General features: G+C 69.6%; 27 protein-coding genes. 9 read left to right on the top strand and 18 right to left on the bottom strand.

The window, feature by feature from the left end:
- The first annotated feature begins 17 nt into the window (after positions 1-17).
- Complete coding sequence (locus ACFDTH_RS01835; protein ID WP_375285797.1) at positions 18-446, top strand: response regulator; 429 nt, start codon at positions 18-20, stop codon at positions 444-446.
- Here the strand turns inward: ACFDTH_RS01835 and ACFDTH_RS01830 are convergent.
- Positions 443-1,585 (bottom strand): aromatic ring-hydroxylating dioxygenase subunit alpha, encoded by a 1,143-nt coding sequence (locus ACFDTH_RS01830; protein ID WP_375285796.1) that lies wholly within the window; start codon positions 1,583-1,585, stop codon positions 443-445. The two genes, ACFDTH_RS01835 and ACFDTH_RS01830, sit on opposite strands and share 4 nt — an antisense overlap.
- 64 nt (positions 1,586-1,649) lie before the next feature.
- On the opposite strand from ACFDTH_RS01830, the gene ACFDTH_RS01825 reads away from it, so the two are divergent.
- Positions 1,650-2,948, top strand: coding sequence for an MFS transporter (locus tag ACFDTH_RS01825; protein ID WP_375285795.1), 1,299 nt, complete (start codon positions 1,650-1,652; stop codon positions 2,946-2,948).
- On the opposite strand, the gene ACFDTH_RS01820 is transcribed toward ACFDTH_RS01825, so the two are convergent.
- From ACFDTH_RS01820 to ACFDTH_RS01790, 7 genes are all read right to left on the bottom strand, one after another.
- On the bottom strand, positions 2,945-3,382 hold the full coding sequence (locus tag ACFDTH_RS01820; RefSeq protein ID WP_375285794.1) for a DUF6628 family protein: 438 nt from the start codon (positions 3,380-3,382) through the stop codon (positions 2,945-2,947). The genes ACFDTH_RS01825 and ACFDTH_RS01820 overlap by 4 nt on opposite strands.
- Positions 3,383-3,454: 72 nt before the next feature.
- Positions 3,455-4,798: a bifunctional folylpolyglutamate synthase/dihydrofolate synthase gene (locus tag ACFDTH_RS01815; protein WP_375285793.1), complete on the bottom strand. Its 1,344-nt coding sequence runs from the start codon at positions 4,796-4,798 to the stop codon at positions 3,455-3,457.
- Between the two features lie 10 nt (positions 4,799-4,808).
- Positions 4,809-5,669 carry an acetyl-CoA carboxylase, carboxyltransferase subunit beta gene (gene accD, locus ACFDTH_RS01810; RefSeq protein WP_375285792.1) on the bottom strand — a complete coding sequence of 287 codons (861 nt, stop codon included), beginning with the start codon at positions 5,667-5,669 and terminating at the stop codon, positions 4,809-4,811.
- 2 nt (positions 5,670-5,671) lie between these two features.
- Entirely contained in the window at positions 5,672-6,457 is a 786-nt protein-coding gene (gene trpA / locus ACFDTH_RS01805) for a tryptophan synthase subunit alpha (protein WP_375285791.1), read from the bottom strand.
- Positions 6,458-6,695: 238 nt separating this feature from the next.
- Positions 6,696-7,925, bottom strand: coding sequence for a tryptophan synthase subunit beta (gene trpB / locus ACFDTH_RS01800; RefSeq protein ID WP_375285790.1), 1,230 nt, complete (start codon positions 7,923-7,925; stop codon positions 6,696-6,698).
- Positions 7,922-8,551, bottom strand: a complete 630-nt coding sequence (locus tag ACFDTH_RS01795) for a phosphoribosylanthranilate isomerase (RefSeq protein WP_375285789.1) — start codon at positions 8,549-8,551, stop codon at positions 7,922-7,924. The genes trpB and ACFDTH_RS01795 overlap by 4 nt, the downstream gene beginning before the upstream one ends.
- Positions 8,552-8,590: 39 nt before the next feature.
- Positions 8,591-8,818, bottom strand: coding sequence for a hypothetical protein (locus tag ACFDTH_RS01790; protein ID WP_375285788.1), 228 nt, complete (start codon positions 8,816-8,818; stop codon positions 8,591-8,593).
- A gap of 53 nt (positions 8,819-8,871) precedes the next feature.
- Here ACFDTH_RS01790 and ACFDTH_RS01785 point away from each other — a divergent pair, with 53 nt between their 5' ends.
- From ACFDTH_RS01785 to ACFDTH_RS01775, 3 genes are read left to right on the top strand one after another with little or no spacing between them, the layout of a single operon-like run.
- Positions 8,872-10,071 (top strand): hypothetical protein, encoded by a 1,200-nt coding sequence (locus ACFDTH_RS01785; RefSeq protein ID WP_375285787.1) that lies wholly within the window; start codon positions 8,872-8,874, stop codon positions 10,069-10,071.
- A 36-nt stretch (positions 10,072-10,107) separates the two neighbouring features.
- Positions 10,108-11,133 carry a hypothetical protein gene (locus ACFDTH_RS01780; RefSeq protein ID WP_375285786.1) on the top strand — a complete coding sequence of 342 codons (1,026 nt, stop codon included), beginning with the start codon at positions 10,108-10,110 and terminating at the stop codon, positions 11,131-11,133.
- Positions 11,130-12,437 carry a sensor histidine kinase gene (locus ACFDTH_RS01775; RefSeq protein WP_375285785.1) on the top strand — a complete coding sequence of 436 codons (1,308 nt, stop codon included), beginning with the start codon at positions 11,130-11,132 and terminating at the stop codon, positions 12,435-12,437. Before ACFDTH_RS01780 ends, ACFDTH_RS01775 begins: the two co-directional genes overlap by 4 nt.
- A 48-nt stretch (positions 12,438-12,485) precedes the next feature.
- Here ACFDTH_RS01775 and ACFDTH_RS01770 read toward each other — a convergent pair whose 3' ends face one another.
- Entirely contained in the window at positions 12,486-13,769 is a 1,284-nt protein-coding gene (locus ACFDTH_RS01770; RefSeq protein WP_375285784.1) for a citrate synthase, read from the bottom strand.
- A complete protein-coding gene (gene gltX, locus ACFDTH_RS01765; protein ID WP_375285783.1) occupies positions 13,766-15,190 on the bottom strand; it encodes a glutamate--tRNA ligase in 1,425 nt (474 codons plus the stop codon). Before gltX ends, ACFDTH_RS01770 begins: the two co-directional genes overlap by 4 nt.
- Positions 15,191-15,216: 26 nt before the next feature.
- On the opposite strand from gltX, the gene ACFDTH_RS01760 reads away from it, so the two are divergent.
- Complete coding sequence (locus tag ACFDTH_RS01760; RefSeq protein WP_375285782.1) at positions 15,217-17,445, top strand: ComEC/Rec2 family competence protein; 2,229 nt, start codon at positions 15,217-15,219, stop codon at positions 17,443-17,445.
- On the opposite strand, the gene lexA is transcribed toward ACFDTH_RS01760, so the two are convergent.
- The 7 genes from lexA to ACFDTH_RS01725 are packed head-to-tail and all read right to left on the bottom strand — an operon-like array spanning position 17,417 to position 23,060.
- Complete coding sequence (gene lexA, locus ACFDTH_RS01755) at positions 17,417-18,079, bottom strand: transcriptional repressor LexA (protein WP_375285781.1); 663 nt, start codon at positions 18,077-18,079, stop codon at positions 17,417-17,419. The two genes, ACFDTH_RS01760 and lexA, sit on opposite strands and share 29 nt — an antisense overlap.
- Positions 18,080-18,135: 56 nt before the next feature.
- A complete protein-coding gene (locus ACFDTH_RS01750) occupies positions 18,136-19,326 on the bottom strand; it encodes a molybdopterin molybdotransferase MoeA (RefSeq protein WP_375285780.1) in 1,191 nt (396 codons plus the stop codon).
- Positions 19,313-20,245 carry a DUF5655 domain-containing protein gene (locus tag ACFDTH_RS01745; protein ID WP_375285779.1) on the bottom strand — a complete coding sequence of 311 codons (933 nt, stop codon included), beginning with the start codon at positions 20,243-20,245 and terminating at the stop codon, positions 19,313-19,315. The genes ACFDTH_RS01750 and ACFDTH_RS01745 overlap by 14 nt, the downstream gene beginning before the upstream one ends.
- Positions 20,238-20,723 (bottom strand): cyclic pyranopterin monophosphate synthase MoaC, encoded by a 486-nt coding sequence (gene moaC / locus ACFDTH_RS01740; RefSeq protein ID WP_375285778.1) that lies wholly within the window; start codon positions 20,721-20,723, stop codon positions 20,238-20,240. The genes ACFDTH_RS01745 and moaC overlap by 8 nt, the downstream gene beginning before the upstream one ends.
- Complete coding sequence (gene trpC / locus ACFDTH_RS01735; protein ID WP_375285777.1) at positions 20,720-21,496, bottom strand: indole-3-glycerol phosphate synthase TrpC; 777 nt, start codon at positions 21,494-21,496, stop codon at positions 20,720-20,722. Before trpC ends, moaC begins: the two co-directional genes overlap by 4 nt.
- On the bottom strand, positions 21,493-22,482 hold the full coding sequence (gene trpD, locus ACFDTH_RS01730; RefSeq protein WP_375285776.1) for an anthranilate phosphoribosyltransferase: 990 nt from the start codon (positions 22,480-22,482) through the stop codon (positions 21,493-21,495). The genes trpC and trpD overlap by 4 nt, the downstream gene beginning before the upstream one ends.
- On the bottom strand, positions 22,479-23,060 hold the full coding sequence (locus ACFDTH_RS01725) for an anthranilate synthase component II (RefSeq protein WP_375285775.1): 582 nt from the start codon (positions 23,058-23,060) through the stop codon (positions 22,479-22,481). Before ACFDTH_RS01725 ends, trpD begins: the two co-directional genes overlap by 4 nt.
- Positions 23,061-23,180: 120 nt before the next feature.
- Between ACFDTH_RS01725 and ACFDTH_RS01720 the strand changes: the two genes are divergently transcribed.
- The gene (locus tag ACFDTH_RS01720) at positions 23,181-23,600 is read left to right on the top strand and encodes a hypothetical protein (protein ID WP_375285774.1); all 420 of its coding nucleotides are present in this window, start codon (positions 23,181-23,183) and stop codon (positions 23,598-23,600) included.
- 7 nt (positions 23,601-23,607) lie between these two features.
- On the opposite strand, the gene ACFDTH_RS01715 is transcribed toward ACFDTH_RS01720, so the two are convergent.
- On the bottom strand, positions 23,608-24,462 hold the full coding sequence (locus ACFDTH_RS01715) for a hypothetical protein (protein ID WP_375285773.1): 855 nt from the start codon (positions 24,460-24,462) through the stop codon (positions 23,608-23,610).
- A 224-nt stretch (positions 24,463-24,686) separates the two neighbouring features.
- Between ACFDTH_RS01715 and ACFDTH_RS01710 the strand changes: the two genes are divergently transcribed.
- Positions 24,687-25,358: an energy transducer TonB gene (locus tag ACFDTH_RS01710; RefSeq protein ID WP_375285772.1), complete on the top strand. Its 672-nt coding sequence runs from the start codon at positions 24,687-24,689 to the stop codon at positions 25,356-25,358.
- 88 nt (positions 25,359-25,446) lie between these two features.
- On the top strand, positions 25,447-26,092 hold a 646-nt coding region (locus tag ACFDTH_RS01705; RefSeq protein ID WP_375285771.1), incomplete at its 3' end, for a MotA/TolQ/ExbB proton channel family protein.

Below are 26,092 nucleotides of genomic sequence, written 5' to 3'. Positions count from 1 at the left end.
CGAGGCCGCTGACGACCATGGCGCTGTTCGGGAAGAAGACACGACGGATCACGCGGCTCCTCATCGTCGAGGATGAGCCGCTGATTGCCTTCGATACCGAGCACCTGCTGTCCGACGAGGGCTATGAGGTGGTCGCCACCGTGGATCGGGTCACCGAGGCGGTGGCGCTGGTAGGCGACGGGCAGGCGATCGACCTGGTCCTCGCAGATGTCGACCTCGCCGATGGCAGCGGGGTGGAGGTGGCGCGCGCGGCGCATGGGCGCGGCATTCCGGTGCTGTTCGTCACCGGTGGGTGCCCGCCCGAGGCGGAGGCGCTGGCAGCCGGGTGCCTGTCGAAGCCGTTCGCCCAGCGCGACCTGCTGGCGGCGATCACCGCAATCGATGCGCGTCTCGGCGGGCGCACGCCGCGGCGCCTGCCGGACGGGTTCCGCCTGTTCGGCGGCTAGAGTCGCGCTTCCACCTCGTCGTGGAAGGCACGGATGCCGGCCTCCAGCGTGCCGAGCGTGACCCGATCGACCGCGCCCGATTGCAGCCCCTCCTGCCCGAGCGCGGCGGCGCGGAAATCTTCGGCGCCAAAGACGCCGCCGTCGAGCAGCGCCCAGCTCTTCTCCCAATGTCGCAGCGCCTTGTCGGTCTGCGGCGGCTCGGGAATCAGCATGAAATCCTCCACCAGCACGCGATCGTGCGCCTGGGGCATGAGCACCATCAGATTCACATAGTCCGGGCTGACGATCAGCACGGTGCCGGGAAACATCTGATAGGTATAGGTGATCGCCGAGCGGAGCGTCGGCCAGTCGCCTGCACGCACCGCCGCCTCGTCGACGTCCCGCCCGACCGCGGAGCGCTGGTGCGGGCCGATCGTGTCTGCGGTGGCGACCCCGTCCTTGAAGAACGGGCCGATCGTGGCGGCGTGCAGGCGCGAGACGTGATAGCTCTCCAGGAAGGCGTCCATCACCAGCTTCCAGTTGGACGCGACATCGTGGGTGCGGCGGCGGAACAGGTGGAGCCCTGCGAGGCCAAAGGCGTCGAAGTCGCTGCCCAGCGTGGCGGCATGGCCGAAGTCCGCGTCCTGGGAGAAGCTGAACCAGATCAGCCCGCCCGCCTCCAGGCTGGGCAGCTCGGCCAGCGTATAGTCCGCCTTGTCGAGTCCGGGGAAGGTCTCGCCGCGCGGCAGCCCGGCGAGGCGACCATCCAGCGCATAGGCCCAGGCGTGATAGGGGCAGACGAGCCGCGGCTGGCAGACCGGCTCGCCGCCCTCGACCAGCCGGGTGCCGCGATGACGGCAGACGTTGAGGAAGACGTGCGCCTTGCCCGTCTTGTCGCGCGTGATCAGCAGCGGCTTGCCGAAGCCGTCGTGCGGCACCGCCATCCCTGGCTCGGGCAGCAGCGCGGAGGGGGCGATCACCAGCGGCACCTGCGTGAAGACGCGCGCCTGCTCGGCGGCATGCCGATCAGCCGAGGTGTAGGCGGCGGCCTCCACATAGCTGATTCGCGGTTCGCGGGCGGTGCCGCCCTCGGCCAGCCGTGCGGCGAGCTCCAGCTGCCCCTGCGTGGGCGCGAGGCGCGGTGGTGCCATGACGTTCATGGGCTATCCTCTCCGTGATTTGCGGCTAGTGTCCACGCAAATGGGGCCGGGAGCAAGGGACGAGATGGATCAGGCGGCGCTGAGCTTGCGCGACGGGCTGCGGCCGTATCTGGAGCGCGCGCCGCTCGCCTCGCTGGCGCTTGGCATTTCCTCCGGTTTTCCATTCGCCATGATCGGGGCGACGCTGACGACGCGCCTGGCGCAAGACGGCATCGACAAGAAGACGGTCACCGCGTTCAGTCTCGCCTTTCTGGTCTACAATCTGAAATGGCTGTGGGCCTGGATAGTCGATGGGGTGCCGGTCCCGCTGCTGTCGCGGCTCGGGCAGCGCGTCTCCTGGTTGCTGGTGGCCGGCGTGCTGGTGATCGCGGCAGTGGCGAACCTTGCCATGGTCGATCCCGCAGCGGACCTGCGCGCCACCGCGCTCGCCGCGATTCTGGTTGGCATCGCGGGTGCGACCTTCGACATCGTGATCGATGGCTATCGCATCGAGATCCTGGAACCGCGCCAGCTCGGCGTCGGCTCGGGCATGAGCCAATATGGCTGGCGGATCGGATCGGCCACGGCCGGCGCCCTGGCCCTGGTGATCGCTGCGCGGATTGGCTGGGAGATCGCCTATCTCGCCTGCGCGAGCTTTGCGCTGCCGGCGATGATCGCCGGGCTGGTGATCGGCGAGCCGCACCGCCACCGTGAACCCGCCGCGCGCCGCGGCCTCGCCACCGCAATGCGTGCAGTTTGGGGACCCTTCGTCCAGTTCTTCGCGCGCGAGGGCGCGCTGATCGTCCTCGTCTTCATCCTCGTCCACAAGATCGGCGACACGCTGGCGAACCTGACCTTCCGGCTGCTGTTCGACGATCTTGGCTTCAGCAATGACGAGATCGCCTTCTACGATGTGTGGCTCGGCTTCCTCGCGTATCTCGCCGGCATCTTCATCGGCGGCGTGCTCTATGCGCGACTGGGCATGAAGCGTTCGGTGTTGCTCGCGCTGGTGCTGATGGCGATCTCCAATCTCAGCTTTGCGGGCCTCGCGGCAGCGGGCCACTCGAACATCGGCATGGCGGGCGCGATCGGCTTCGAGAATCTGGCGAGCGGCTTCGGCGGCGTGGTGGTGGTGGCCTATTTCTCGGCGCTCACCGACCTGCGCTTCACCGCAGCGCAATATGCGCTGATCTCGGCAGCGGCCAGCGTGGTGGGGCGCGTGGTCACCGGCACCACCGCGGGTGCGATGATCGATTCGGTGGGATATGTGAACTTCTACCTGCTCACCACATTGCTTGCGCTGCCCGGCGTGGCGCTGTTCTGGTGGATGATGCGCTCGGGCCTGGTCGACCGGTCGATCGGCAGCGCCGGAACGGAGCGCTAGGCAGCGACCGGCCGGCCTTCGTCGGCGAAGGCGGCGGCGACCGCGGCGGCGCTGGCGAGCACGCCGTCCACCCGGCGCTGGCCGAGCAGGTCCGCCATCAGCAGCCGCGCCGCCTCAGGCGCGGTCTCGACCCGCGACAATATGGTGAGCAGCGCCGCTTCGGCGGTGGTCATGCGCGAGCAGCAGCAGGGCGCGATCGCGATCGTGCCGCCGGCGGAAGCGGCGATGTCCGCCATCAGCGCGCGGAGCAGGATCAGCGGGCGGCGGAAGCCCTCGCCAAAGGCGGTGAACATCGCGTGTGCCGCGCCGGCGTCGGCCAGTCCGTTGGCGCCGATCCGCCGGAGCGCGAACAGCGCGAGCCGGGCATTGGCGCAGGCGGGCAGCGCATGGGGCAGGGTACCGATGGCGGCGAGCTGCTTGGGCTGCGTGGTCATGCGGGAACGACTCCTGTTGGCGAGGAGCATCGTCGCGGACGCGCTATTGCAAGTCAATCGCAGAATTATGGGTCAGTCCGGCGGTTCGTCGTTCGCACGCAGCACCTCACCGGCCAGGTAGAGAGAGCCGGCGATCAGGACGGTCGAAGGCGGCTCCTCCGCCCTGGCGAGGTCGGCCAAGGCCGTGTCGAAAGCATCCGCTTCGCCCGTGCGCGCCACTCCAAGCGAACTGGCCAGTTCCGCGAGGCTTTGGGGAGCATGATACACGTGGCTGCTAACCGGTACCGCGATCAGCGTCTTGATCGATCCGGCAAACGGCGCGAGGAATCCGGCAGCGTCCTTGTTGGCAAGCATGCCCAGCACCACTGCCAGCCGCTCGCCTGCGATGTGCGGCAGCGCGTGGGCGATCGCTTCGCCCGCGGAGGGATTGTGCCCGCCATCGAGCCATACGGCAACGCCGGGCGGCAGCGGAACGGTGAGCGGGCCCGGGGAGAGCCGCTGGAGCCGCGCAGGCCAGGCGGCACTCGTCATGCCCTCGGCGAAGGCTGCTTCCGGTATACGGAGCACCTCCTGTCTGCGGAGTATCGCCACCGCCAGCCCGGCGTTCGCCGTCTGATGCGCGCCGGGCAGCCGCGGAAGGGGTAGATCGAGCCTGCCGTTCGCGTCGGTGTAGACGAGTATGTCGCCCGATCCGGCGACGTCCCAATCGCTGCCGCGCGCCACGATGGGCGCTTCGCGTTCGGCCGCGACCGCCTCGATCGTTGCGATGACGCTGGGCGGATAGGCCTGAATGACCAGCGGCACGCCCGGCTTGGCGATCCCGGCCTTTTCGAAGCCGATCCGGTCGAGCGGCGCCTTCGGCGTGCCCGCTTCTTCCGCAAGCAGGAACGCCTCGTGATCGATCCCCAACGCCGCGATGCCGCAGGCGACCGGCGAGGCAAGGACGTTGGTCGCATCGAGCCGCCCGCCGAGCCCGACCTCGATCACGCAGGCGTCGGCGGGCACGCGCGAGAAGGCGAGGAAGGCGGCGGCGGTGGTGACCTCGAAGAAGCTGGCGCCAAGGTCCCCGCCGGCGTCGAGCACTTCCGAAAGCAAGGCGGCGAGCGCGTCGTCATCGATCAGCGTGCCGGCGAGGCGGATCCGCTCGTTGAAGCGGACGAGGTGCGGGCTGGTGTAGACATGGACGCGGTGCCCCGCCGCCTCCAGCATCGCGCGCAGGAAGGCACAGGTCGAGCCCTTCCCGTTGGTGCCGGCGACGTGGAACACCGGCGCCAGGTGGTGATGCGGATCACCGAGCCGCGCGAGCAGGCGGGTGATCCGCTCCAGCCCGAGCACGTCAGCGCCGGGCGACAGCGACCAGAGGCGGTCGAGCTGCGCCTGCACCCCGGGGTGCGCGGACACGGCATGGTCGGGCATCGCCGCCGGCTCAGGCCGCGGCCTTCTCCGCGCACAAATATCCGATCACCGTCGCCAGTCGGGCGCGCAGGTCGCGGCGGTGGACGACCATGTCGATCAGGCCGTGCTCCAGATAATATTCGCTGGTCTGGAAATCGTCGGGCAGCTTCTCGCGGATGGTGTTCTCGATCACGCGGCGGCCGGTGAAGGCGAGGGTGGCGCGCGGCTCGGCGATCTGCACGTCGCCCAGCATCGCATAGGCCGCCATCACCCCGCCCGACGTGGGATCGGTGAGGACGACGATATAGGGCAGGCCGGCGTCGTGGAGCATCTGGATCGCCACGGTGGAGCGCGGCATCTGCATCAGGCTGAGGATGCCTTCCTGCATGCGCGCGCCGCCGCTCGCGGTGAAGACGATGTACGGGCAGCGCGCGGCGATCGCCGCCTCGACGCCGGCGACGAACGCCTCGCCCACCGCCTGGCCCATCGATCCGCCCATGAAGGCGAAATCCTGCACGCCGATCACCACCGCATGGCCGTCGATCGTGCCGCGGGCGTTGGTGAAGGCGTCCTGCTCCTCGGTGGCGGTGCGCGCCGCCTTGAGGCGATCGGCGTAGCGCTTCGAATCGCGGAACTTCAGCGGATCCTCGGGCACGCGCGGCGGTGGGAGGAGGGTGATGCTCCCCTCGTCGAACAGCTGGTCGAAGCGCTGCTTGGGACCGATGCGTTCGTGGTGGTCGCACTTCGGGCAAACGTACAGATTCTCCTCAAGCTCGCGCGAGAAGATCATCTGCCCGCAGCCGCGGCACTTGTGCCAGAGGTTGTCGGGAACCTCCTTCTTGATCGGAACGACCAGAGATAAAGCGTTGCGGACACTGGAAAGCCAGGTCATCGTCAGTCCTTCCGGGCGGCGCGGATCGCGGCCGCGAGGGTTGCAACATAGGTGCGCACCTTTTCGGGCGCATCGGCGCCGTGGGCGCCGACCAACTCGACGATCGCGGAGCCGACCACGACGCCGTCCGCCACGCGCGCGATCGCCGCGGCCTGATCCGGGGTGCGCACGCCGAAGCCGACCGCGACGGGCAAGTCGGTGGCGGCCTTGAGCCGGGCGACCGCGTCCTCGATCGAGGCCTGCGCGGCCTGCTGGAGGCCGGTGATCCCGGCGACGGAGACGTAATAGAGGAACCCGCCCGCGTTGGCGAGCACGGCCGGCAGGCGCGCCGCATCGGTGGTGGGCGTGGCGAGACGGATCGGCGCGATGCCCGCGCCGCGCAGCGCCGGGCCGAGCGCATCGTCCTCCTCGGGCGGCACGTCGACGCAGATCACGCCATCGACGCCCGCGTCGCGCGCGGCGGCGGCGAACCAGTCGGGACCGCGGCGGAGCATCGGATTGGCATAGCCCATCAGCACCAGCGGCACGCCCGGGTGACGGGCGCGAAAACCCTTGGCGATCCCGAGGATATCCGCGGTTGTGGTCCCCGCTTCGAGGCTGCGGATGTTGGCCGCCTGGATGGCGGGACCGTCCGCCATCGGATCGGTGAAGGGCATGCCGAGCTCGATCACGTCGGCGCCGCCGGCGACGAGCGCATCGAGGATCGCGGCTGTGTCGCCGTCACCGGCGGTGACGAAGGTGACGAGGGCGGCCCGGTTAGCCGGGAAAGCGGCGCCGAGACGTGTCATCGAAGAACAACCATGCGAGACTTAAAGACTAGACTAGCGATGCCGTAGCCAACACCGGCGCACGACGCATAGAAGAATGCGCGTCCATACGTCGCCTCACCCCCCACAAAGAGATGGTAGAACACGTGAATTGCGGCTGTGATTGTGAAGACGCAGCAGCCAGTCTGGAACGCCTCCCAAGCGGTAGATCGTCGCCATGCCACTTGCGGCTGCTGGATATCGCCGCCTCCTCTGAACATCATATCGCCACCCCCAGCGCGTCGGCGACGGTGAAGATGTCCTTGTCGCCGCGCCCGCACAGGTTGGCGAGGATCACCTGGTCCTGCCGCATTTCTCGGGCCTTGCGGGTCACGGCTGCGATCGCGTGCGAAGGCTCCAACGCGGGGATGATCCCCTCGGTCCGGCACAGCAGCTGGAAGGCGTCGAGGGCCTCGGCATCGGTGACGGCGGTGTAATCGACGCGGCCGATCTCCTTGAGCCACGAATGCTCGGGGCCGATGCCCGGATAGTCGAGGCCGGCGCTGATCGAATGCGCCTCCGCGATCTGGCCGTCCTCGTCCTGGAGCAGATAGGTGCGGTTGCCGTGGAGCACGCCGGGAAAGCCGCCCGCGAGCGACGCGGCATGCTTGCGGTCGAGCCCTTCACCCGCCGCCTCGACGCCTAGCATCGCCACGTCGGCATCGTCGAGGAAGGGGTGGAACAGCCCGATCGCGTTGGAGCCGCCGCCGATCGCCGCGACCAGCAGGTCGGGAAGGCGGCCGGTTCGGCTGAGCATCTGTTCGCGCGCCTCGCGGCCGATCACGCTCTGAAAGTCGCGGACCAGCTCGGGATAGGGGTGCGGCCCGGCGGCGGTGCCGATGATGTAGAACGTGTCGTGAACGTTGGCGACCCAGTCGCGCAGCGCCTCGTTCATCGCGTCCTTGAGCGTGTTCGCGCCCGACGTCACCGCACGAACTTCCGCCCCTAACAGCTTCATGCGAAAGACATTCGGCGCCTGCCGCTCGACATCCTTGGCGCCCATGTAGATCACGCAGGGCAGGCCGAAGCGCGCGCAGACGGTGGCGGTGGCGACGCCGTGCTGGCCCGCGCCGGTTTCGGCGATGATCCGCGTCTTGCCCATCCGCATCGCCAGCAGGATCTGGCCGATGCAATTGTTGATCTTGTGCGCGCCGGTGTGGTTGAGCTCGTCGCGCTTGAACCAGATCTGTGCGCCCATTCCGTCGGGCGCGTTCTCGCGCAGCGCTTCGGTCAGCCGCTCGGCATAATAGAGCGGAGAGGGGCGGCCGACGTAATGTTCCAGCAGGTCGTCGAACTGCGCCTGAAAGGTCGGGTCCGCCTTGGCGGCGCGATATTCGCGCTCCAGATCGAGGATCAGCGGCATCAGCGTCTCGGCGACGTAGCGGCCGCCGAATTCGCCGAAATGGCCGCGCTCGTCCGGGAAAGCGCGATAGGTGTTGGGGGCGTTCATCGGCGCGCGGACTGAAGGAAAGCGGCGATCTTGTCCACGTCCTTGACGCCCGGCGCGCCTTCCACGCCTGAGGAGACGTCCACCATCGGCGCGCCGGTACGGCGGATCGCCTTGGCGACATTGTCCATGTCCAGCCCGCCCGAGAGCGCCCAGGGAAGGGGGTGGCGCGCGCCATCGAGCAGTGCCCAGTCGAAGCGCAGGCCCATGCCGCCGGGAAGCGCCGCGCCATCAGGGGTCTTGGCGTCATAGACCAGGCGATCGGCGGCATCGGCGAAAGCTTGCGCTGCGTCCAGGTCCGCGCGCGTCTTCACGGCGATGGCGGCCCAGGTCTCCACGCCGATGCGGCTGCGCAGATGCGCCGTCTTCTCCGCCGTGGTGCGGTGGAGCTGGATTGCGGAGAGCCGCGCCGCCGTGATCGCGCGTTCGACCAATGCGGGCTCGGGATCGACGAAGACGCCGACGCTGCGGACATGCGCGGGAAGGCGCTGCGCCAGCGCCGCCGCCTGCTCCGGCGCGAGATCGCGCGGCGAGGGCGGGAAAAAAACGAAGCCGACATGGCTGGCGCCGTGGCGCACCGCCGCATCGACCGTCTCAGGCGTGGACAGGCCGCAGATCTTGACGAGCATCGCGCGCGTGTTGCGCCGGGCCGCGCGCTTTGCAACCGTTCAGGGCAAGGCGAGGCTGGTTAACTCCCGGATCGAGATGCCGTAGGTGTCGCAGATATGATCGCGCAGCGCGCGCTTGCGGCGGGCCATCTCGGCATAGGCCGCCTCTTCCGCGGCTTCGGCGCCGAGGTTCACGGTGAACTGGTCCGGCACCATCGCTTCCCAGGTGAGGCTGTGCGCCTGCGCGGCGCTCCGTACTGCGGCAACCAATTCGTGTCCGTCGTCCATGGCGTTGGAACGGCCGGGCGGAGCCGGATATCCCGGCCTTTGCATTCACCGCCTTGATCCCTAACAGCATCGCGATGCTCGCCGGCCTGCTGTTCGCGATCCAAGACGCCGAGGACGGCGCAAGCGCGCTTGCCGCGACCTTGCCCTTTGGTGGTGTCACGCTGCTCGAATATCAGGCGCGCCTGCTCCAGCAGGCCGGAGCCTCCCAGGTGGTGGTGGTTGTCGGGCGGCTGACGCCCGAACTGCTGGGCGCGGTCGCGCGGATCGGCCGGCGCGGCTGCACGGTGGACGCGGTTCGTACCGCCGGCGAGGCGGTCGCCAAGATGCATCCGCTCGCCCGTATCCTCATGATCGCCGACGGGCTGGTCACGGGCGAGTCCGCGGTGGCGCGACTGGCCGACGGTGATGGCGACGCGCTGCTGGTGCTCGAACCCGGCCTGTCCGCGCCGGGGCTGGAGCGGGTCGGTGAAGGACTGTCCTGGGCAGGTATCGCTCGGCTGATTCCCGACCGGCTGGCCGAGGTGGCCGCGATGCCGCGTGACTATGACGTGCAGTCCACCCTGCTGCGCTCGCTTGCCCAGGCCGGTGCGGCGCGGGTGCCGCTCCGCCCGGCGGAGAGCGCCGGCCACGGCGTCCAGCGCAATGCCGGCGCGCTCGAGGCGCTGAACCGCGTGATGATGGACCGCAGCCTGACGGCGCGCAGCGGCTGGTTCGATCGCTGGATCGTCGCGCCGCTCGCCCGGCCGGCGCTGTCGCTGATGCTCGGGCGCGGGATCGGCACGGTGCCGCTCGCCGCGGGCGTGGCGGCGGCCGGGTTGGGCGGGCTGCTCGCGCTCTGGTCCGGCCAGCCGGTGCTGGGGCTGACGGCCGCGCTGGTTGCGGTGATCGGCGCCTCGGCCGGGCGCGTCCTGGCGGAGATGCGCGACGAACCGGTGCTCGATGCCGGGTTGGAAGCGATGATTCTGGGCGTGCCGATCCTCGCTTTCCTGGTGCTCGGTCATGGCGTGGATCAGGCAACCGCAGGCGATGCCGGATTGGTGACGGCAGTTGCCCTGTCGGTAGCGGTGGCGCTGGCCGAACAGGCGACACGCGATGAGGCGCCGCCGCTTTGGCATGGCGGCACTGGCGGGGCGCTGGTGCTGGTGGCGTTGGGAGCGCTGGCGCAGGCACCGAGCGTGGCGCTGATGATCGCAGGCGGATATGCGGCGGTGACGCTGGCGGCGATGATCGAGCGGCGGCGCGGCGGGATTTAGCGGCGTTTTAAGAAGGCGTGCGCTAGGCGCGTCGCGATGTCGTCCGTTCCGGAAAGCCAGGCTCGCCCCTCCGACGCCCTGTCCACGCGTCTTGCGCGCGCGCTGGCGCAGGACGCGTTCCGCATCGAGGCCGCAATCGCGGACTTCTTCCTGGGCGAGGACGACCGGCTGGACGACCGTGTTCGCGTGCGGATGGCGACGCTGCTTGCCGGCGCGGTCGAGGGGATCGAGCAGGCGATCCTCGCCTATGCCGCGCGCCAGACCGGGACAGCGCCGCCCGGCGGGGTCCATGACCGATTGGTCGAATCCGGGCTGCTGCGCGATCATGACCTTGGCGAGCACCTGATCGGCGTGGCGCGGCTGGACGTGATGGCCGCGGCGCTCGCGGTCGGCGTGCCGCAGTCCGAACGGTCGGACCTGCTGGTGCGGCTGTGCTCGGTGCGGGACGGCGTGGTGGCGTCCGCCGCATCCGCGCTGCTTGCCGCGATCAATCGCGCGCGATCCGACGGCGCGGATGCATTGCCCGCCGCCGTCCATGCCCGGCTCGCATGGTGGGTGGCCGCGGCGCTGCACGAGCGGTCTCCCGAAGGCGCGCGCGCGCTGGTCGAGGGCGCTACCCGCAGCCTGGCTGCGCATGACGAGGCGACCACGGTGCGGGCGCTGGCTCACCGCCTGGTCGTCGCCATCGATGCGCGGCCGGAAGAGTTGGGCGGTCTGCTGATCGAGGCCTTGGCGGATGCGCGGCCGGTGCTGTTCGTCGCCGCGCTGACGCATGCCGCGCGCCTCGCCCCCGCCGACGCGCTGATGATCGCCCTCGATCCGTCGGGCGACCGCCTGTGGGTGGTGCTGCGCGCATTGGGTCTCGATCGCGCGACGATCGCACGAATCGGGCTGCTGCTGTGCGAAGGCGATCCCCGGCGCGACGTGGAAGCCTTTGCCGAGCAGCTGGACACGATCATGGGGATCGATCCGGATGCCGCGGAGGCGGCCATGAGTTCGCTCCGGCTGCCCCCTGAGTTTCGCAGCGCGCAGCGCAACCTGGCCCGTTCGGCGCAGTCGTGAGCGGGTCGCCGATCCTCGCCGCGCGGCTGGACGCGGAGGGCCGCCTGGTCGACGGCGATGCGGAGTTCCTGGCGCTCAACGCGCAGGCCGGCGGGGAGCGCGGGGCGCTGCTCGCGCTGCCGCCGCTCGCTACCGTGGCGCGGCTGGTCCGCCGCCTGGGCATCCCGGTGGCGCGGCGGGTGACGCTGGCCGATGGCGATGCGGACCTCGACTGCTGGGTTCGCGGGCGACCTGACGAACGCGGGATCGCGCTTGACCTTTCCGACATGCAGGAGCGGGCCGCCGGCGAGCGACGGGGTGGACGGACGCGCATGCTGCCCCCCGGCGCGGCCGACTGGACGTGGGAAGCGGATCCACACCTCCGCCTTACCATGATCGATCCGCGTGCCGCGCACGCAGGCGTGGACATATCCGCAATGCTGGCGCAGCCGCTCGCGCGTCTCTTCGCCACCGAGAGCGCATCGCTGGATCAGGTGCTGTCAGCCCGGGAGGATGTGAGCGCCCTGCCGGTGCGGCTGGAGCCGCGCGGCACGCCGGTGCTGCTCACCGCCCTGGCGCGTCATGATGCCGCCGGGGACTTTGCCGGCTTCGTCGGCGGTGTCGCCGTCGCCCGCGACGCCGAGGAACCGGCGCTGAGCGAGACCTTCGTGACCCAGCTGGACCAGGCGCTTCGGCCGGCGATCGGGCGGATCGTCGGTCGCGCCGACGCGATGAACGCGCAGGTGGAAGGCCCGCTCGACCCGCAATATGTGGACTATGCCGCGGACATCGCGAGCGCCGGGAGGCATCTCCTCGGGCTGATTGACGATCTCGCAGACCTCCAGGCAATCGAGCGGCCGGACTTCACGGTCGCGGCGGAGCCGATCGACCTTGCGGACGTTGCCCGTCGCGCCGCGGGTCTGCTGGTGGTGCGTGCGGCCGATGCCGAGGTACGGATCGCCCGGCCTGAGCCCGAGGAGCACGTGCCCGCCACGGGCGAGTTCAGGCGCACGCTCCAGATCCTCGTGAACCTGGTCGGCAATGCGGTGCGCTACTCACCGCGCGGCGCCACCGTGGTGGTATCCGTGTCCCGGCAGCAGGACCGCGCGATGGCGATCGTAGCCGATGAGGGGCGGGGGATTGCGGAAGAAGACCAGGCACGGATCTTCGACAAGTTCGTCCGCATCGATCCGGCCGAGCCCAGCGGCAGCGGCCTGGGGCTCTACATCGCCCGGCGGCTCGCCCGCGCGATGGGTGGAGACCTGACGGTGGAAAGCGCGCCCGGTGCCGGCGCGCGCTTCACCTTCTCCCTGCCGTCGCGGTAACCGGCGACCCGGCCGTTCGCGGCGGCCGGGTCTCTGGAGCGCTGCGCGTCAGCGCTTGTCGGCGGGAACGTAGCTGCGCTCGGTCGGCCCCGTGTAGAGCTGACGCGGGCGGCCGATCTTCTGGTCGGGATCGGTGATCATCTCGTTCCACTGCGCCACCCAGCCGACGGTGCGGGCGAGCGCGAACAGGGCGGTGAACATGCTGGTCGGGAAGCCGATCGCCGATAGGATGATTCCCGAGTAGAAGTCCACGTTCGGGAACAGCTTCTTCTCCGCGAAATAATCGTCGGAAAGCGCCAGTTCCTCCAGGCGCAGCGCGGTCTCGAACACGGGATCGGAGACCTTGAGGCTCTCGAACACCTCGCGCACGGTCTTCTGCATCACGGTCGCGCGCGGATCGTAGTTCTTGTACACGCGGTGGCCGAAGCCCATCAGGCGGAACGGATCGTTCTTGTCCTTGGCGCGGGCGATATATTCCGGGATGCGCTCGGGCCGGCCGATCTCGCGCAGCATGTTGAGCGCCGCCTCGTTGGCGCCGCCATGGGCCGGGCCCCACAGGCACGCGATGCCTGCCGCGATGCACGCGAATGGGTTGGCGCCGGACGAGCCGGCAAGCCGCACGGTCGAGGTGGACGCATTCTGCTCGTGATCGGCGTGGAGGATGAAGATTCGGTCCATCGCCTTCTCGACCACCGGGTTCACCACATAGGGTTCGGCCGGCACGCCGAAGGTCATGCGCAGGAAGTTGCCCGTGTAGGACAGCGAATTGTCCGGATAGAGGAACGGCTGCCCGACGCTGTACTTGTAGGCCATCGCCGCGATCGTCGGCATCTTGGCGATCAGCCGGTGGCTGGCGATGGTGCGCTGCTCGGGATCGTGGATGTCGGTCGAATCGTGGTAGAAGGCCGAGAGCGCGCCGACCACGCCGCACATGATCGCCATCGGGTGCGCATCGCGCCGGAAGCCGCGATAGAAGTTCGCCAGCTGCTCGTGCACCATCGTGTGGCGGGTGATGGTGTTGGTGAAGGTGCCCAACTCGTCGGCTTTGGGCAGTTCGCCGTTGAGCAGCAGATAGGCGACTTCCATGAAGCTGGACTGTTCGGCCAGCTCGCCGATCGGATAGCCGCGGTGAAGCAGCACGCCCTTGTCACCATCGATATAGGTCAGTTCCGACCGGCAGCTCGCGGTGGAGGTGAAGCCGGGATCGTAGGTGAAGGCGTCGGTCTGGCCGTAGAGTTTGCGGATGTCGACCACGTCGGGTCCGACAGTGCCGGACAGCACCGGATAGTCGAATTCCTTGCCCTGCAGCGTCAGCTTGGCGGTGTCGGTCATGCGTTCTCCTGTAGAGCGGTCTGGTCGGAGATCCGGGCCAGGCTTTCGTCGCGTCCCAACAACACCAGGACGTCGAAGATGCCGGGCGAGGTTCTGCGTCCGGTAAGGGCGGCACGGAGCGGCTGGGCGACCTGGCCGAGCTTGACGCCCTCGGCCTCGGCAACCTGCCGTACCGCGTCTTCGAGACTCTCCGTATTCCAATGCTGCACCGCGTCAAGGGCGGCGTGCAGCCGGGCGAGGAGCCGCGGCGCCTCGCCAGCGAGGAGCGGGGCCGCATCGACCGCGATCGGCAGCGGTCGTGTGGCGAACAGGAAGGCGGTGGCCTCGGTCAGTTCGTTAAGGTTGGCGGCCCGCGGCTTGAGCGCGGGCATGGCCGCTTCGAGCAGCGCGCGATGCGGGTCTGCGGCGTCGAGGCCGAGCTTCTCCGACACCAGCGCGGCGAGCCGCGAATCGTCCGCCTCGCGGATGTAGTGACCGTTCAAATGCTCGAGCTTCTTGAGATCGAATCGCGACGGGCCCTTGCCGACCGCGTCGATGTCGAACCATTCGATCGCCTGCGCGCGGCTGATGATCTCCGCATCGCCATGCCCCCAGCCGAGCCGGAGCAGGTAGTTGTCGAGCGCCTCGGGCAGGATGCCGAGCTCGTCGCGATAGGCCTCGATCCCGACCGCGCCGTGCCGCTTGGAGAGCTTGGCGCCATCGCTGCCGTGGATCAGCGGGATGTGGGCATAGACCGGCTCGGGCCATTCCATCGCGCGGTAGATCGGTAGCTGGCGGAAGGCGTTGTTGAGATGGTCGTCGCCGCGAATGACGTGCGTCACCCCCATGTCGTGATCGTCGACCACCACCGCGAGCATGTAGGTGGGGGTGCCATCGGAGCGGAGCAGGACCAGATCGTCCAGCTCGGCATTCTGGACGGTGACCTCGCCCTGCACCCGGTCGTGGATCGTGGTCGCGCCTTCGGTCGGTGCGCGGAGGCGCACGACGAAGGGCTGACCCTCGGGATGGTCGGTGCGGTCGCGCCAGGGCGAGCGGATGCGCAGCGGCTGCTTCGCCGCCTGCGCCTCGGCGCGCATCGCGTCGATCTCCTCCGCGGTCATGTAGCAGCGATAGGCATGACCCGACTCGACCATCGCCTGCGCCACCTCGGCATGGCGATCGGCGCGCGCGAACTGGAATACCGCGTCACCGTCCCAGTCGAGCCCCAACCAGCGCATGCCGGAAAGGATCGCGTCGATCGCCGGCTGGGTGGAGCGCGCGCGATCGGTATCCTCGATACGCAACAGGAAACGGCCACCGTGGTGCCGCGCGAACAGCAGGTTGAACAAGGCGGTGCGCGCGCCGCCGATGTGCAGGAATCCGGTGGGGGAGGGGGCGAATCGGGTGACGATGGTCGGTGCGGTGTTGTCGGTTGCGCCCACGCGCGCTTGCTCCCAGGCTGCGGCCGATGGCCGATCTTGCCGCGCGCGCTAGCATCTTCGACGGGCGGCTACAAACGCCCGCGCGACTGCGTGCCGGTGTCGAACGATTGCTGGAGGCGGAACGCGACCAGCTGGTGCTCTGGCTGCCGGTCTGCCTGGGGGCGGGAGTGGCGACGTGGTTCGGGCTGGATAGCGCGCGCGCGTGGCTCAGCGTCATGGCGCTTGCCCTCGCGATGGCGGCGCTGGCGCTGGCATGCTGGCGCGGCGGCCGGGCCGGTGTGGCGGTCGCGAGCGGGGCGCTGGCGATCACCGCCGGCGTGGCGCTGGCCTGGTGGCGGGCAGAGCAGGTCCGGGCACCGGTGCTGGCGCGGCCCGCGATCGTGCGGATCGAGGCGCAAGTCGAGCGGATCGACCGGCTGGCCGCGCGCGAACTGGTCCGGCTGCGGCTGCGTACGGTGCGGGTGATCGAGGCGCCGGTGCCGGTACCGCCGGTGGTGCGCGTCAATGTCGCGGAGGCGGACGCGCCGGCCGACCTCGCCCGCGGCGCGCAGGTGCGGCTGCGCGCCCGCCTGATGCCGCCGCCCGGCCCCGCCGTGCCCGGCGCCTATGATTTCGCGCGCGTCGCCTGGTTCGCCGGCATCGGTGCCACCGGCCGTGCCTTCGCGCCGGTCGAGGTGCTGGCGCCCGGCCAGGCCGAGGCGACGCGCGCGCGTCTGACCCGGCACATCCAGGCGCAGGCGCCGGGAAGCGCCGGCGGGATCGCAGCGGCGCTGGTGACCGGCGACACCGGTGCGATCGGCGAGCCTGATGCCGAGGCGATGCGTCGTGCCGGCCTCGCGCACCTGCTCTCGGTCAGCGGGTTGCACCTTACCGCGGTGGTGGGGATTACCATGATGGTGGTGCTCCGCGTGCTGGCACTCAGCCCCTGGCTCGCACTGCGCCTGAGACTGCCGCTGGTTGCGGCGGGCGCCGCCGCGCTGACGGCGGTCGGTTACACCATGTTGGCCGGCTCGGAGGTGCCGACGGTGCGCTCGTGCATCGCCGCCTTGCTGGTGCTCGGCGCGATGGCGGCGGGGCGCGAGGCGATCACGCTGCGGCTGGTGGCGGTGGGCGCCTTGGTGGTGCTGGTGCTCTGGCCCGAATCGCTGGTCGGGCCAAGCTTCCAGCTGTCCTTCGCCGCGATCACCGCGATCGTCGCGCTACACGAGGCGCCCTTCGTCCGGCGCTGCTTCGAGCGGCGGGAAGAGGGGCAGGTGGCGCGCCTCGCCCGCGCCGGCGGCTCGCTGCTGCTCACCGGCCTGGTGGTGGAAGCCGCGCTGATGCCGGTGGCGGTGTATCACTTCCACAAGGCCGGGTTGTACGGCGCGCTGGCCAACATCGTCGCGATCCCGTTCACGACCTTCGTGATCATGCCGCTGGAGGCGCTGGCGTTGGCGCTCGATGCGATCGGCCTCGGTTGGCCGGTGTGGTGGCTGGTGGAGCGCGGCCTCGCGCTGCTGCTCTGGCTGGCGCATCGGGTGGCGACCGCGCCCGGTGCGGTCACCGCTCTGCCCGCGATGCCGGGCGGGGCCTTCGCGCTGATCGTCGCGGGCGGGCTGTGGCTGGCCTTGTGGCGAACACGATGGCGGGTCGCCGGATTGCTGCCGATCCTGGTCGGGGCGACCTGGGCGCTGGCGACACCCGCGCCCGACCTGCTGGTCACCGGTGACGGCCGGCACCTGGCGATCCGCACCGGCGGCACGATGGCGCTGCTCCGCGACCGGGCAGGCGACTATGTCCGCGACATGCTGGCGGAGAATGGCGGGCTCGATGGCGAGCCCGGCTGGTTGGCCGAGCGCCCGGAGGCGCGGTGCAGCCGCGATCTGTGCATGGTCATGCCCGAGGAAAGCGGCCGCCGGTGGACGATCCTCGCGACCCGCTCGGCCTATCTGGTCCCGGCCGGCGAACTGGTCCGCGCCTGTGAAAAGGCCGACATCGTCGTCAGCGAGCGCCGCTTACCCAAGCGCTGCCGCCCTCGCTGGCTGCGCCTCGACCGCCTGGTGCTCGCCCGAAGCGGCGGTGTCGCCGTCACGCTCAGCATCGGAACGGTACGGACGGTGCTGTCATCCGAGGATACGCATCCCTGGCGTGTGGCGGCTGCGCGCTCAGCAGAAGCGGAAGACCAGTTCCGCCGGAATCGGTGGCCACGCGACCGGAAACGCCGGTCCGACCCGAGACCCGACCGCGTCAATCGTAGCGACGGAGCAGTCCGGTAAGCTTGCCCTGCACCCGCACCTGCGCCGGGGCGTAGCGCTGGGGATCATAGGCGCGGTTGGCGGGATCAAGGCGGATCATCGCGCCCTCGCGGCGGAAATATTTGAGCGTCGCTTCGGCCTCGTCGACCAGCGCCACCACGATCTCGCCGTCGCGCGCGACCTCCTGGCGGCGGATCAGCGCGTAATCGCCGTCGAGGATGCCCGCCTCGACCATCGAGTCGCCCGACACCTCCAGCGCATAATGTTCGCCCGAGCCGAGCAGCGCCGCGGGCACCGACAAGGTCGACGTGCCCTCGATCGCCTCGATCGGCACGCCGGCGGCGATCCGGCCGTGCAGCGGCACCTCGACCACGTCATTGGCGGGTTCAGGGATGGCGCGGGCAGGGGCACGCGGCGCGGCAGGGCGCTTGGGCTCGGTCCGCTCCGGCATGCGGATCACTTCCAGCGCGCGCGCCCGATTGGGCAGGCGTCGCAGGAAGCCGCGCTCCTCCAGCGCCGAGATCAGCCGGTGGACGCCGGACTTGGACTTGAGCTCCAGCGCTTCCTTCATCTCCTCGAACGAAGGCGACACGCCGGTCTCGCCCAAGCGATCGTTGATGAAGCAGATGAGCTCGTGTTGCTTGCGCGTCAGCATGGCGGGCGCTCCCTGGCGAACAGACGGCGAACCAATACGGAACGTTCGTGCTGCCGTCAAGCGATCATCAGGATCTCCGCCGCATCGCCCACCCGCGCGGGTGGGGCATGGGCCTCGCGCACGATCAGGCAGTTCGCTCGCGCCAGCGTCAGCAGCATCGAACTGTCCTGGATCGCAGCGGCATGGAGGCGCCCGTCGCGCAGTTCGGCGCGCAGGTAGTCGGTGCGTGCGCCGTTGGCGGCGAGGTCCTCGCCCAGCACGCCGCGGGTGGTGCGCGGCAGCGGATCGGCCGCGCCGGCCAGCGCCGCGATCACCGGCTTCACAAACAGCAGGGTGGTCACGAAGGCAGATACGGGATTGCCCGGCAGCCCCAGCACCTGCGCATCGCCCAGCCGCCCCGCCATCATCGGCTTGCCGGGGCGGAGCGCGATCCGCCAGAAGTCGATCGTCGCGCCCGCCGCCTCCAGCGCGGGGCGGACGAGGTCGTGATCGCCCACCGAGGCGCCGCCAGTGGTGACCAGCAGGTCGCAGCGCACCCTGGCGAAGGCATCGCGGATGGTCTCCAGCCGGTCGGGCAGGATGCCGAGGTCGACGATCTCGACCGGCAAGTCGGCAAGTAGCGACCGCAGCAGTAGCCGGTTCGATTCGGGCAGGCGATCGGGCGGCAACCCCGGACCGGGCTCGACCAGTTCGTCGCCGGTGGAGGCGATCGCCACCCGTACCCGGCGCCGGACCGGCACCTCATACACGCCGCCGGTCGCCGCCACCGCGAGCCGCGCCGGCGTCAGCCGCTCGCCCGCGGCGATGAGGGGCTGGCCTTCATCGAAATCCAGACCGCGGGGCCGCACGTTGCGCCCGAGGTGCGGCGGGCCCTCGCCCGCGAGCGTCAGCCGCGCGCCGTCACGCGCCGCTTCCTCCTGGACCAGCACCGAATTGGCGCCCGCCGGCATTGCCGCACCGGTGAAGATTCGCACTGCCTCGCCCGCGCCGACTAGGCCTTCGAACGCCCGGCCCGCCGCGCTCTCCCCGATCACAGTCCACGGGCCGGGCAAATCGGCGAAGCGGATCGCATAACCGTCCATTGCCGACAGGTCCGAAGCCGGCTGCGTCCGCCGCGCCACCGCTGGTGCCGCTGCCCAGCGGCCGAGCGCCTCGCCCAACGGCACCGTTTCCACACTCACCGGCCGCGCCGCCGCAACCAGCCGCGCCTGCGCCTCGGCAACGGGGAGGAGGTCAGTTCGACTCATACGCGCGCTGAAGCAGATGGTGCGCCCGTGCGATGTCCTCGGCCGAGGCGATCGTGACCTGAAGGTCGCCGGTCCCGAAATGGCCGACCCCGCGCATGTCACGGGTGAAGCCGGGTTCCAGAGCAACGGTGTCAGGGTCCAACTTCAGAGAGGCCAGCACGACCTTGTTGGAGGTGTAGAGTTCCAGACACACGAAGTTCTTCAGCCGCTTGAAGGCGTGGTACAGCTTCAGTTCCTTGTGCTGCACATCGTCGCCGAATGCCATGATCGTGGCGACCACGCTGTCCCACAGATCGCGCAGGTCGGGCGTGGCCTGCTGCAGGCGATAGTCGATCCGCTGGGTGAGATACGGATCGGCGATGACATCCGAGCGCTGGGGGAGCGGGTCCGCGACGGCGGCCACCGCGCGCTTGCTTTGCGGCACGTGAACCAGTTCGATCGCCAGCAGGTCCTCGCCGAATCGACGATAGCGGATCAGCTCGATCGAGCGATTGATCTGCTTGACCGCATGATTGTCATACCGCGTGAAATCGCCCGCCACGCACACCAGCCGCGGTGCGGTCCAGTCTACCGCATCCGCGATCTCCTTGCCCAGCACCTCCAGCACCAGCCACTGAAACTCGCGACGATGATCCAGCAGCCAATCGAGATAGAACAGCCCCTGGTTGATCACGTTCTCGTTGAGCGCGCGCTTATACTCGATGATGACGGGTGTGTTGTTCTCGTCGATGCCCAGCGTGTCGATACGCCCGCCATGAACCGGGCCGGTGCTGTATTCGGTGGCGAGAAAGCGTACGCCCAGCAGCGTCGGCAGGCTTGCCTCGAACGTCCGCTGGAGTGAACGTTCGACCTGCAAGGCCTGGGGCGTCAGCTCGTCCGCACCCGCGTCCGAAATTCGGAACAGCTTGAGATCACTCACCGGCGACAGCCTCGGCCGACCAGTCGCCGGACTTGCCGCCCGTCTTACGCAACAGCCGGACGCCGCCGATCGTCATGGCTTTGTCGAGTGCTTTGGCCATGTCGTAGATCGTGAGCAGCGCCACCGAAACGGCGGTCAGCGCCTCCATCTCCACCCCGGTCTGCCCGGCGGTGGAGACAGTGGCGGTCGCGGTGACGCCTCCCGCGTCCACCTCCAGCTCGATCGAGGCGCGGGTGAGGGGGAGGGGGTGGCAGAGCGGGACCAGGTCACTGGTCCGTTTCGCCGCCATGATTCCGGCGACCCGCGCCACCGCCAGCACGTCGCCCTTGGCGACCGCGCCTTCGGCGATCGCGCGCGCCGCCTTTTTCGACATCGCGATCTGACCGGTGGCGACCGCCTCGCGTACCGTGCTCGCCTTGCCGCCGACGTCCACCATCCGTGCCGCACCCGCCGCGTCGATGTGGGTGAGCCCGCTCACCCGAGCAGCGCCCGCGTCGCCGCCTCGACATCCGCCTGCCGCATCAGCGATTCGCCGATCAGGAAGCAACGCACGCCGTGTTCGGCCATTGCGTCGAGGTCAGCGCGCGAGGTGAGCCCGCTCTCCGCGACGAAGGTGCATCCCGCCGGCGCGCGGCCGACCAGTTCATAGGTGCGCGCGAAATCGACCGAGAAGTCGCGCAGGTCGCGGTTGTTGACGCCGATCAGCCGGGACCGGAGCCGCAGCGCCCGCTCCAGCTCGTCCGCGTCATGCACCTCGACCAGCACGTCCATGCCGCGCTCGATCGCCGCCGCCTCGATCTCGGCCGCGGCGCCATCGTCGAGCGCCGCCATGATCACCAGCACCGCATCGGCCCCGATCGCGCGCGCCTCGGCGACCTGCCACGGATCGACGGTGAAGTCCTTGCGCAGTATCGGCAGATCACAGGCGCCGCGCGCGGCGACCAGATACTCCTCATGCCCCTGGAAATAATCGGCATCGGTCAGCACCGACAGGCACGCCGCCCCGCCCGCGGCATAAGCGCGCGCGTGCGCTGGGGGATCGAAGTCGGCCCGGATCAGCCCCTTCGACGGTGACGCCTTCTTGATCTCGGCAACAAGCCCGAAGCCGGGCGCCCGGTCGAGCGCCGCGCGAAAGCCCCGCGGAGCCGACTGCGCCCGTGCCGCCACATCGAGATCGCCCATAGTCCGGCAGGCGGAGCGATCCGCCACCTCGGCGCGCTTGGTGGCGAGGATGGTGTCGAGGACCGTCATCCCCAGGCGATCCACTTGTCGAGCAGCGCATCGGCGGCACCCGAATCGATCGCCTCCGCCGCCCGCCCCACGCCCCCGGTCAGCGTCTCGCCCGCCAAGGTCAGCGCCACCGCGGCGTTGAGCAGCACCGCATCACGATAGGCGCCCGCCTCGCCACGGAGCAGCCGGCGCAGCGCCAGTGCATTGTACGCCGGGTCGCCGCCGCGGATCGCCTCGATGGGCTGGCGCGGCAGGCCGGCGTCCTCGGGCGTGATCGTCCGCGGCAGGTGCGCGTCGCCGATCGCCTCCACCACTGTCGGCCCGGCGCCTGACACCTCGTCCAGCCCTTCCTCGCCCGACACCACCAACGCCGCCTCGCTGCCCAGCTGCGCCAGCGCCTCGGCATAGACCGGCGCATAATCGGGCCGGGCGATGCCGATCAGCTGGCGTGTCACTCGCGCCGGATTGGCGAGCGGCCCCATCAGGTTGAAGATCGTCCGCCGCCCGATCTGCCGCCGGATCGGGGTGATCCGCCGCATGGCGGGGTGATGGTTGGCGGCGAACAGGAAGCAGATGCCGATCTCCGCCAGCGTCTCCTCCGCCCGCGCGCCGGCGCGATCCATGTCGAGGCCCAGTGCCTCCAGCGTGTCGGCGGCGCCCGCCTTCGAGGAAGCGGCGCGGTTGCCGTGCTTGGCGACCGGCACGCCGCAGGCGGCGACCACCAGGCTAACCGCGGTGGAGACGTTGAGCGTGTGGTGCCCGTCGCCGCCGGTGCCGCATACATCGATCGCGCCAGCCGGCGCCTCAATGGGAATCAGTCGTTCGCGCAGCGCCCGCGCCGCCTCGGCGATCTCGATCGAGGTCTCGCCGCGGCCGGAGAGGCGGATCAGGAAGTCCGCGATTGCCGCCTCGCTGGTGCGCCCGTCGAGGATGTCTGCAAACGCCTGCGCCGCGCTCTCGCGCGACAAGGGCGTGGCGGGATCGGGAAGAAGCGCAAAGGTGGTCATGCGGGTTTGCGAACCTCGATCCCCGCCAGTCGCAGGAAATTGGCGAGGAGGGCATGGCCATGTTCGGTGGCGATGCTCTCCGGGTGGAACTGCACGCCGTGGATCGGCAGGGTCGCGTGGCGCAGTCCCATCACCCGCCCGTCCACGCTGGCATTGACCCGCAGCGCATCGGGCACGTCCTCGACTACCAGGCTGTGATAGCGCGTCGCGGTGAAGGGGGAGGGGAGGTCGGCGAAGACGCCGCTGCCGTCATGCTCCACCGGAGAGGTCTTGCCGTGCATCAGCCCGCCGCGCACCACCGATCCCCCGAAATGCTGGCCGATCGCCTGGTGTCCCAGGCACACGCCCAGCAGCGGCCGGCCCGCATCGGCGCAGGCGGCGACCAAGTCCAGGCTGACGCCGGCCTCATTGGGCGTGCAGGGGCCGGGAGAGATCAGGAACGCCTCGGCGCCGCTGGAGAGCGCCTGCCCCGCCGAGATCGCGTCGTTGCGCTCCACCCGCACTTCCACGCCCAGCTCCATAAGATAATGGACCAGGTTCCAGGTGAAGCTGTCGTAATTGTCGATGACCAGGATCATGCGCCGCCCGCCATAGCCGAAGCGCCGTGCCCCGCAACCGTTGCCGCATCGACATCCGCTGCAACGCGGAGGATAGAAGCGCCTGCAAGGACGTTGATCCTGCACACAGGAGGTCGCCCCATGTTCCGCCCGTTCCTTGCCGCCGCGCTGGCACTCGCGCCAGCCACCGCGCTCGCCCAGGCCGAGGAAGGCCGCTCGCCCGATCGGGTGCGCAGCGTGACCATCACCGGCGATCAGAAATGCCCCGAATCGACCGCGGAGGAAGTGGTGGTGTGCAGCCGGATCGAACCGGACGAGCAATACCGTATTCCCAAGGAGATGCGGAACCGGGCGGAGGTGCCCGCCAATCGCGGCAGCTGGGTAAATCGGGCCGCGACCGTGGACCAGGTCAGCCGCGTGGCGGGCGGTCTGCCCAACACCTGCTCGCCCGTCGGCACCGGCGGCCAGACCGGCTGCACCCAGCTATGGAACCGCCTCTATGCCGCCGAGCGCCGGCAGGCTGATGAAGAGGCCGCAATGGTGCCCGGCGGCGGCGAATAGCCGCCGGTCACTGAATCGGCGGAAGCGTTCGCTCGCAGGCACCCAGCCGCGCGAGCACAAAGCGGTAATCCTCCCGCGCGATGTCCGCGTCATTGCCTTCCATCTGCGCGGTGCTGCGCGACGGCAGTTCGCGAGGCAGCGCGCAGGCGAGCCGATACCAGAGCAGGGTCTCGCGCCGGGGCGGGGCGGCGGCATCGTCGACGATCTCGCTCAGCGCTACCGCCCACCGCGGCTGCTCGCCCGGGCGCCGCAGCACCGAAAGCGAAACCGGTCGATTGTCCGCAGTCTGAAGGAAGATCTGCGTCTCGCCCTCGCCGGGAAGCGAGCCGGCGACGTGGAAGGCATTGCCTACTCCGGTCACCTGCGGGGGCGCGTCACGGCTCACCGCCTCGGCGGCGATTGCCCGGACCGAGGCGTCAAGAGCGGGCGACCAGGCCTGCTGTCCCGCCGGCGACACCAGTTGCAACTGTCCCGCACTGCCGGGAACCTGTCGCGCGAACACCAGCACGCGCATCTTGCGCAGCTTGGGCAGGCGGCCGGAGGCATCCGGCGCGACGTCCAGCAGATAGCCGATCCGTTGCGGCAGCGCGCCCGGGCTGCGCAGCAGCGCCAGCACGTCCGTCTCGACGTAGAATCGCGCCAGCCCCGGCGCCAAGCCGACCGCCTCGGCTCCTTTTATCCTCGCCGCGGAGCGGATCATGCCATCAACGATCACCGGGCTGGCGAGGACCAGATCGGCACGATCCGCATAGGGGAGGCTTGCCGCCGCTGACACTTCGGACTGGGCTGAGGCACCTTGCGGAAGAGCCTGCGCGCCCAATGCAAACAGCACGAGCGGCAGCGATTTAAGGCGTGACGTCATGGCGTGACCGCTACCCCAACAGCGTACCCGATTACAGAATTAAATCGAAAGCAAGGCGATTGTTCGTTTGTTGCGCCCGACAAAGCGTTTGCGTCGTTTGTAAGGCAACGATATCACACTGGGGCAGGCATGCGGATTCATCCGCTCCGGAGGGGCCTGGCCGTACGACGCTACGGCAGGGCGCATTTTCCGGACCCAGGCAGTTTAAGGAGTTTGGTTGCTGAATGGCTTACGCTGATCGTGACACAACTGGCAGCCGAATGGTGGCGATCGTCGTCGTGGCGATCATCCTCGCGGCTGTCGGTTATGCCTTTGTGACCGGCCTGGCGTACCAGTACGTCAAGAAGGCCGCGGAAGATCTCAATGTGATCGAGATCGAGGAACCGCCACCCCCGCCTCCCGAAGAGCCGCCACCCCCGCCGCCGGATCAGCCGATGACGCCGCCGCCGGTCGTGGCGCCGCCGCCGATCGTGCGGACTCCGACGCCGCCGCCGCCGATCGCGACGGTGCAGACGCCCCCGCCGGTCTATATCCCGACCCCGGTGGTCGCGCCCCCGGCGCCCCCGGCCCCGCCCGCGCCGCCGGCCCCGCCGCGCGTCTCGCAGGCGGCCAAGGCGAAGGGCAATCCGGGCCAGTATTTCGGGCCGGACGCCTATCCGCCCGCGGCGCAGCGCGCCGGCGCTCAGGGCCGTGTGGTGGCGCGTCTCACCATCGGCACCGATGGTCGCGTGAGCGACTGCTCCATCACTACGGGCAGCGGCAACTCGGATCTGGACAGTACGACTTGTCGGATCGCCCGGAGCCGGGTGCGCTTCACTCCGGCCAAGGACGAGGCGGGCAACGCGATCACGTCCACCTACACGCTACCGGTCCGCTGGGTGTTGCCGGAAGATTGATGGCTGCCGGAGGGCTCGCCCCCCGGCCACCCGCTCGACCTCCAAGTTCAAACGTCATTGAAGCCTATCTGAAGGGAAGAAACCGATCATGCTGACCACCATCCTCGCGGCGGCGCCCGCGGCGGCCAAGGGGGAAAACCCGTACGGCCTCATCCCGGCGCTCAAGGAAGGCGGCCTCATCTCGCAGACCGTCTTCGCGATCCTCGTGCTGATGCTGTTCGTCTCGCTCTACATCCTGTTCACCAAGCTGTTCGAGCAGCAGAAGGTGATCGCGCAGGGCAAGCGCGTTGGCGCCACCTTCTGGTCGTCGAACAGCCTGCGCGAGGGCTCGGCCAAGCTGGAGAAGAACTCCGCGTACAAGCAGATCGTCGACGACGGTCTCGCCGCGCAGGAGCAGCACACCAAGCTGACCGATCCGGTCGAGGCGCACGACTGGCTGCACGGCTCGCTCGCCCGGTCGGAGGCGTCGATCAACTCGCAGCTCAACTCGGGCCTGGCGTTCCTCGCCACGGTCGGCGCGACCGCGCCGTTCATCGGCCTGTTCGGCACCGTGATCGGCATCTATCGCGCGCTGATCAAGATCGGCGCGGCTGGTCAGGCGTCGATCGACGCGGTCGCCGGTCCGGTCGGTGAGGCGCTGATCATGACCGCGCTCGGCCTGGTCGTCGCGGTTCCGGCTGTGCTCGCCTACAACTGGCTGCAGCGCCGCAACAAGTCGATCGCGGAGGACCTGT

The organism is Sphingomonas sp. (assembly GCF_042096255.1).
Lineage (GTDB): Bacteria > Pseudomonadota > Alphaproteobacteria > Sphingomonadales > Sphingomonadaceae > Sphingomonas.
Note: the sequence above shows the minus strand (reverse complement) of the source record. Positions and strands in the feature narration are given on the sequence as shown.

Excerpts from the sequence above, each read along its gene's own strand:
- ACFDTH_RS01835 (WP_375285797.1), top strand. The coding sequence starts at position 18 with ATGGCGCTGTTCGGGAAGAAGACACGACGGATCACGCGGCTCCTCATC.
- ACFDTH_RS01830 (WP_375285796.1), bottom strand. The coding sequence starts at position 1,585 with ATGAACGTCATGGCACCACCGCGCCTCGCGCCCACGCAGGGGCAGCTG.
- ACFDTH_RS01825 (WP_375285795.1), top strand. The coding sequence starts at position 1,650 with ATGGATCAGGCGGCGCTGAGCTTGCGCGACGGGCTGCGGCCGTATCTG.
- ACFDTH_RS01820 (WP_375285794.1), bottom strand. The coding sequence starts at position 3,382 with ATGACCACGCAGCCCAAGCAGCTCGCCGCCATCGGTACCCTGCCCCAT.
- ACFDTH_RS01815 (WP_375285793.1), bottom strand. The coding sequence starts at position 4,798 with ATGCCCGACCATGCCGTGTCCGCGCACCCCGGGGTGCAGGCGCAGCTC.
- accD (WP_375285792.1), bottom strand. The coding sequence starts at position 5,669 with ATGACCTGGCTTTCCAGTGTCCGCAACGCTTTATCTCTGGTCGTTCCG.
- trpA (WP_375285791.1), bottom strand. The coding sequence starts at position 6,457 with ATGACACGTCTCGGCGCCGCTTTCCCGGCTAACCGGGCCGCCCTCGTC.
- trpB (WP_375285790.1), bottom strand. The coding sequence starts at position 7,925 with ATGAACGCCCCCAACACCTATCGCGCTTTCCCGGACGAGCGCGGCCAT.
- ACFDTH_RS01795 (WP_375285789.1), bottom strand. The coding sequence starts at position 8,551 with ATGCTCGTCAAGATCTGCGGCCTGTCCACGCCTGAGACGGTCGATGCG.
- ACFDTH_RS01790 (WP_375285788.1), bottom strand. The coding sequence starts at position 8,818 with ATGGACGACGGACACGAATTGGTTGCCGCAGTACGGAGCGCCGCGCAG.
- ACFDTH_RS01780 (WP_375285786.1), top strand. The coding sequence starts at position 10,108 with ATGTCGTCCGTTCCGGAAAGCCAGGCTCGCCCCTCCGACGCCCTGTCC.
- ACFDTH_RS01770 (WP_375285784.1), bottom strand. The coding sequence starts at position 13,769 with ATGACCGACACCGCCAAGCTGACGCTGCAGGGCAAGGAATTCGACTAT.
- ACFDTH_RS01760 (WP_375285782.1), top strand. The coding sequence starts at position 15,217 with ATGGCCGATCTTGCCGCGCGCGCTAGCATCTTCGACGGGCGGCTACAA.
- lexA (WP_375285781.1), bottom strand. The coding sequence starts at position 18,079 with ATGCTGACGCGCAAGCAACACGAGCTCATCTGCTTCATCAACGATCGC.
- ACFDTH_RS01750 (WP_375285780.1), bottom strand. The coding sequence starts at position 19,326 with ATGAGTCGAACTGACCTCCTCCCCGTTGCCGAGGCGCAGGCGCGGCTG.
- trpC (WP_375285777.1), bottom strand. The coding sequence starts at position 21,496 with ATGACGGTCCTCGACACCATCCTCGCCACCAAGCGCGCCGAGGTGGCG.
- trpD (WP_375285776.1), bottom strand. The coding sequence starts at position 22,482 with ATGACCACCTTTGCGCTTCTTCCCGATCCCGCCACGCCCTTGTCGCGC.
- ACFDTH_RS01725 (WP_375285775.1), bottom strand. The coding sequence starts at position 23,060 with ATGATCCTGGTCATCGACAATTACGACAGCTTCACCTGGAACCTGGTC.
- ACFDTH_RS01720 (WP_375285774.1), top strand. The coding sequence starts at position 23,181 with ATGTTCCGCCCGTTCCTTGCCGCCGCGCTGGCACTCGCGCCAGCCACC.
- ACFDTH_RS01715 (WP_375285773.1), bottom strand. The coding sequence starts at position 24,462 with ATGACGTCACGCCTTAAATCGCTGCCGCTCGTGCTGTTTGCATTGGGC.
- ACFDTH_RS01710 (WP_375285772.1), top strand. The coding sequence starts at position 24,687 with ATGGCTTACGCTGATCGTGACACAACTGGCAGCCGAATGGTGGCGATC.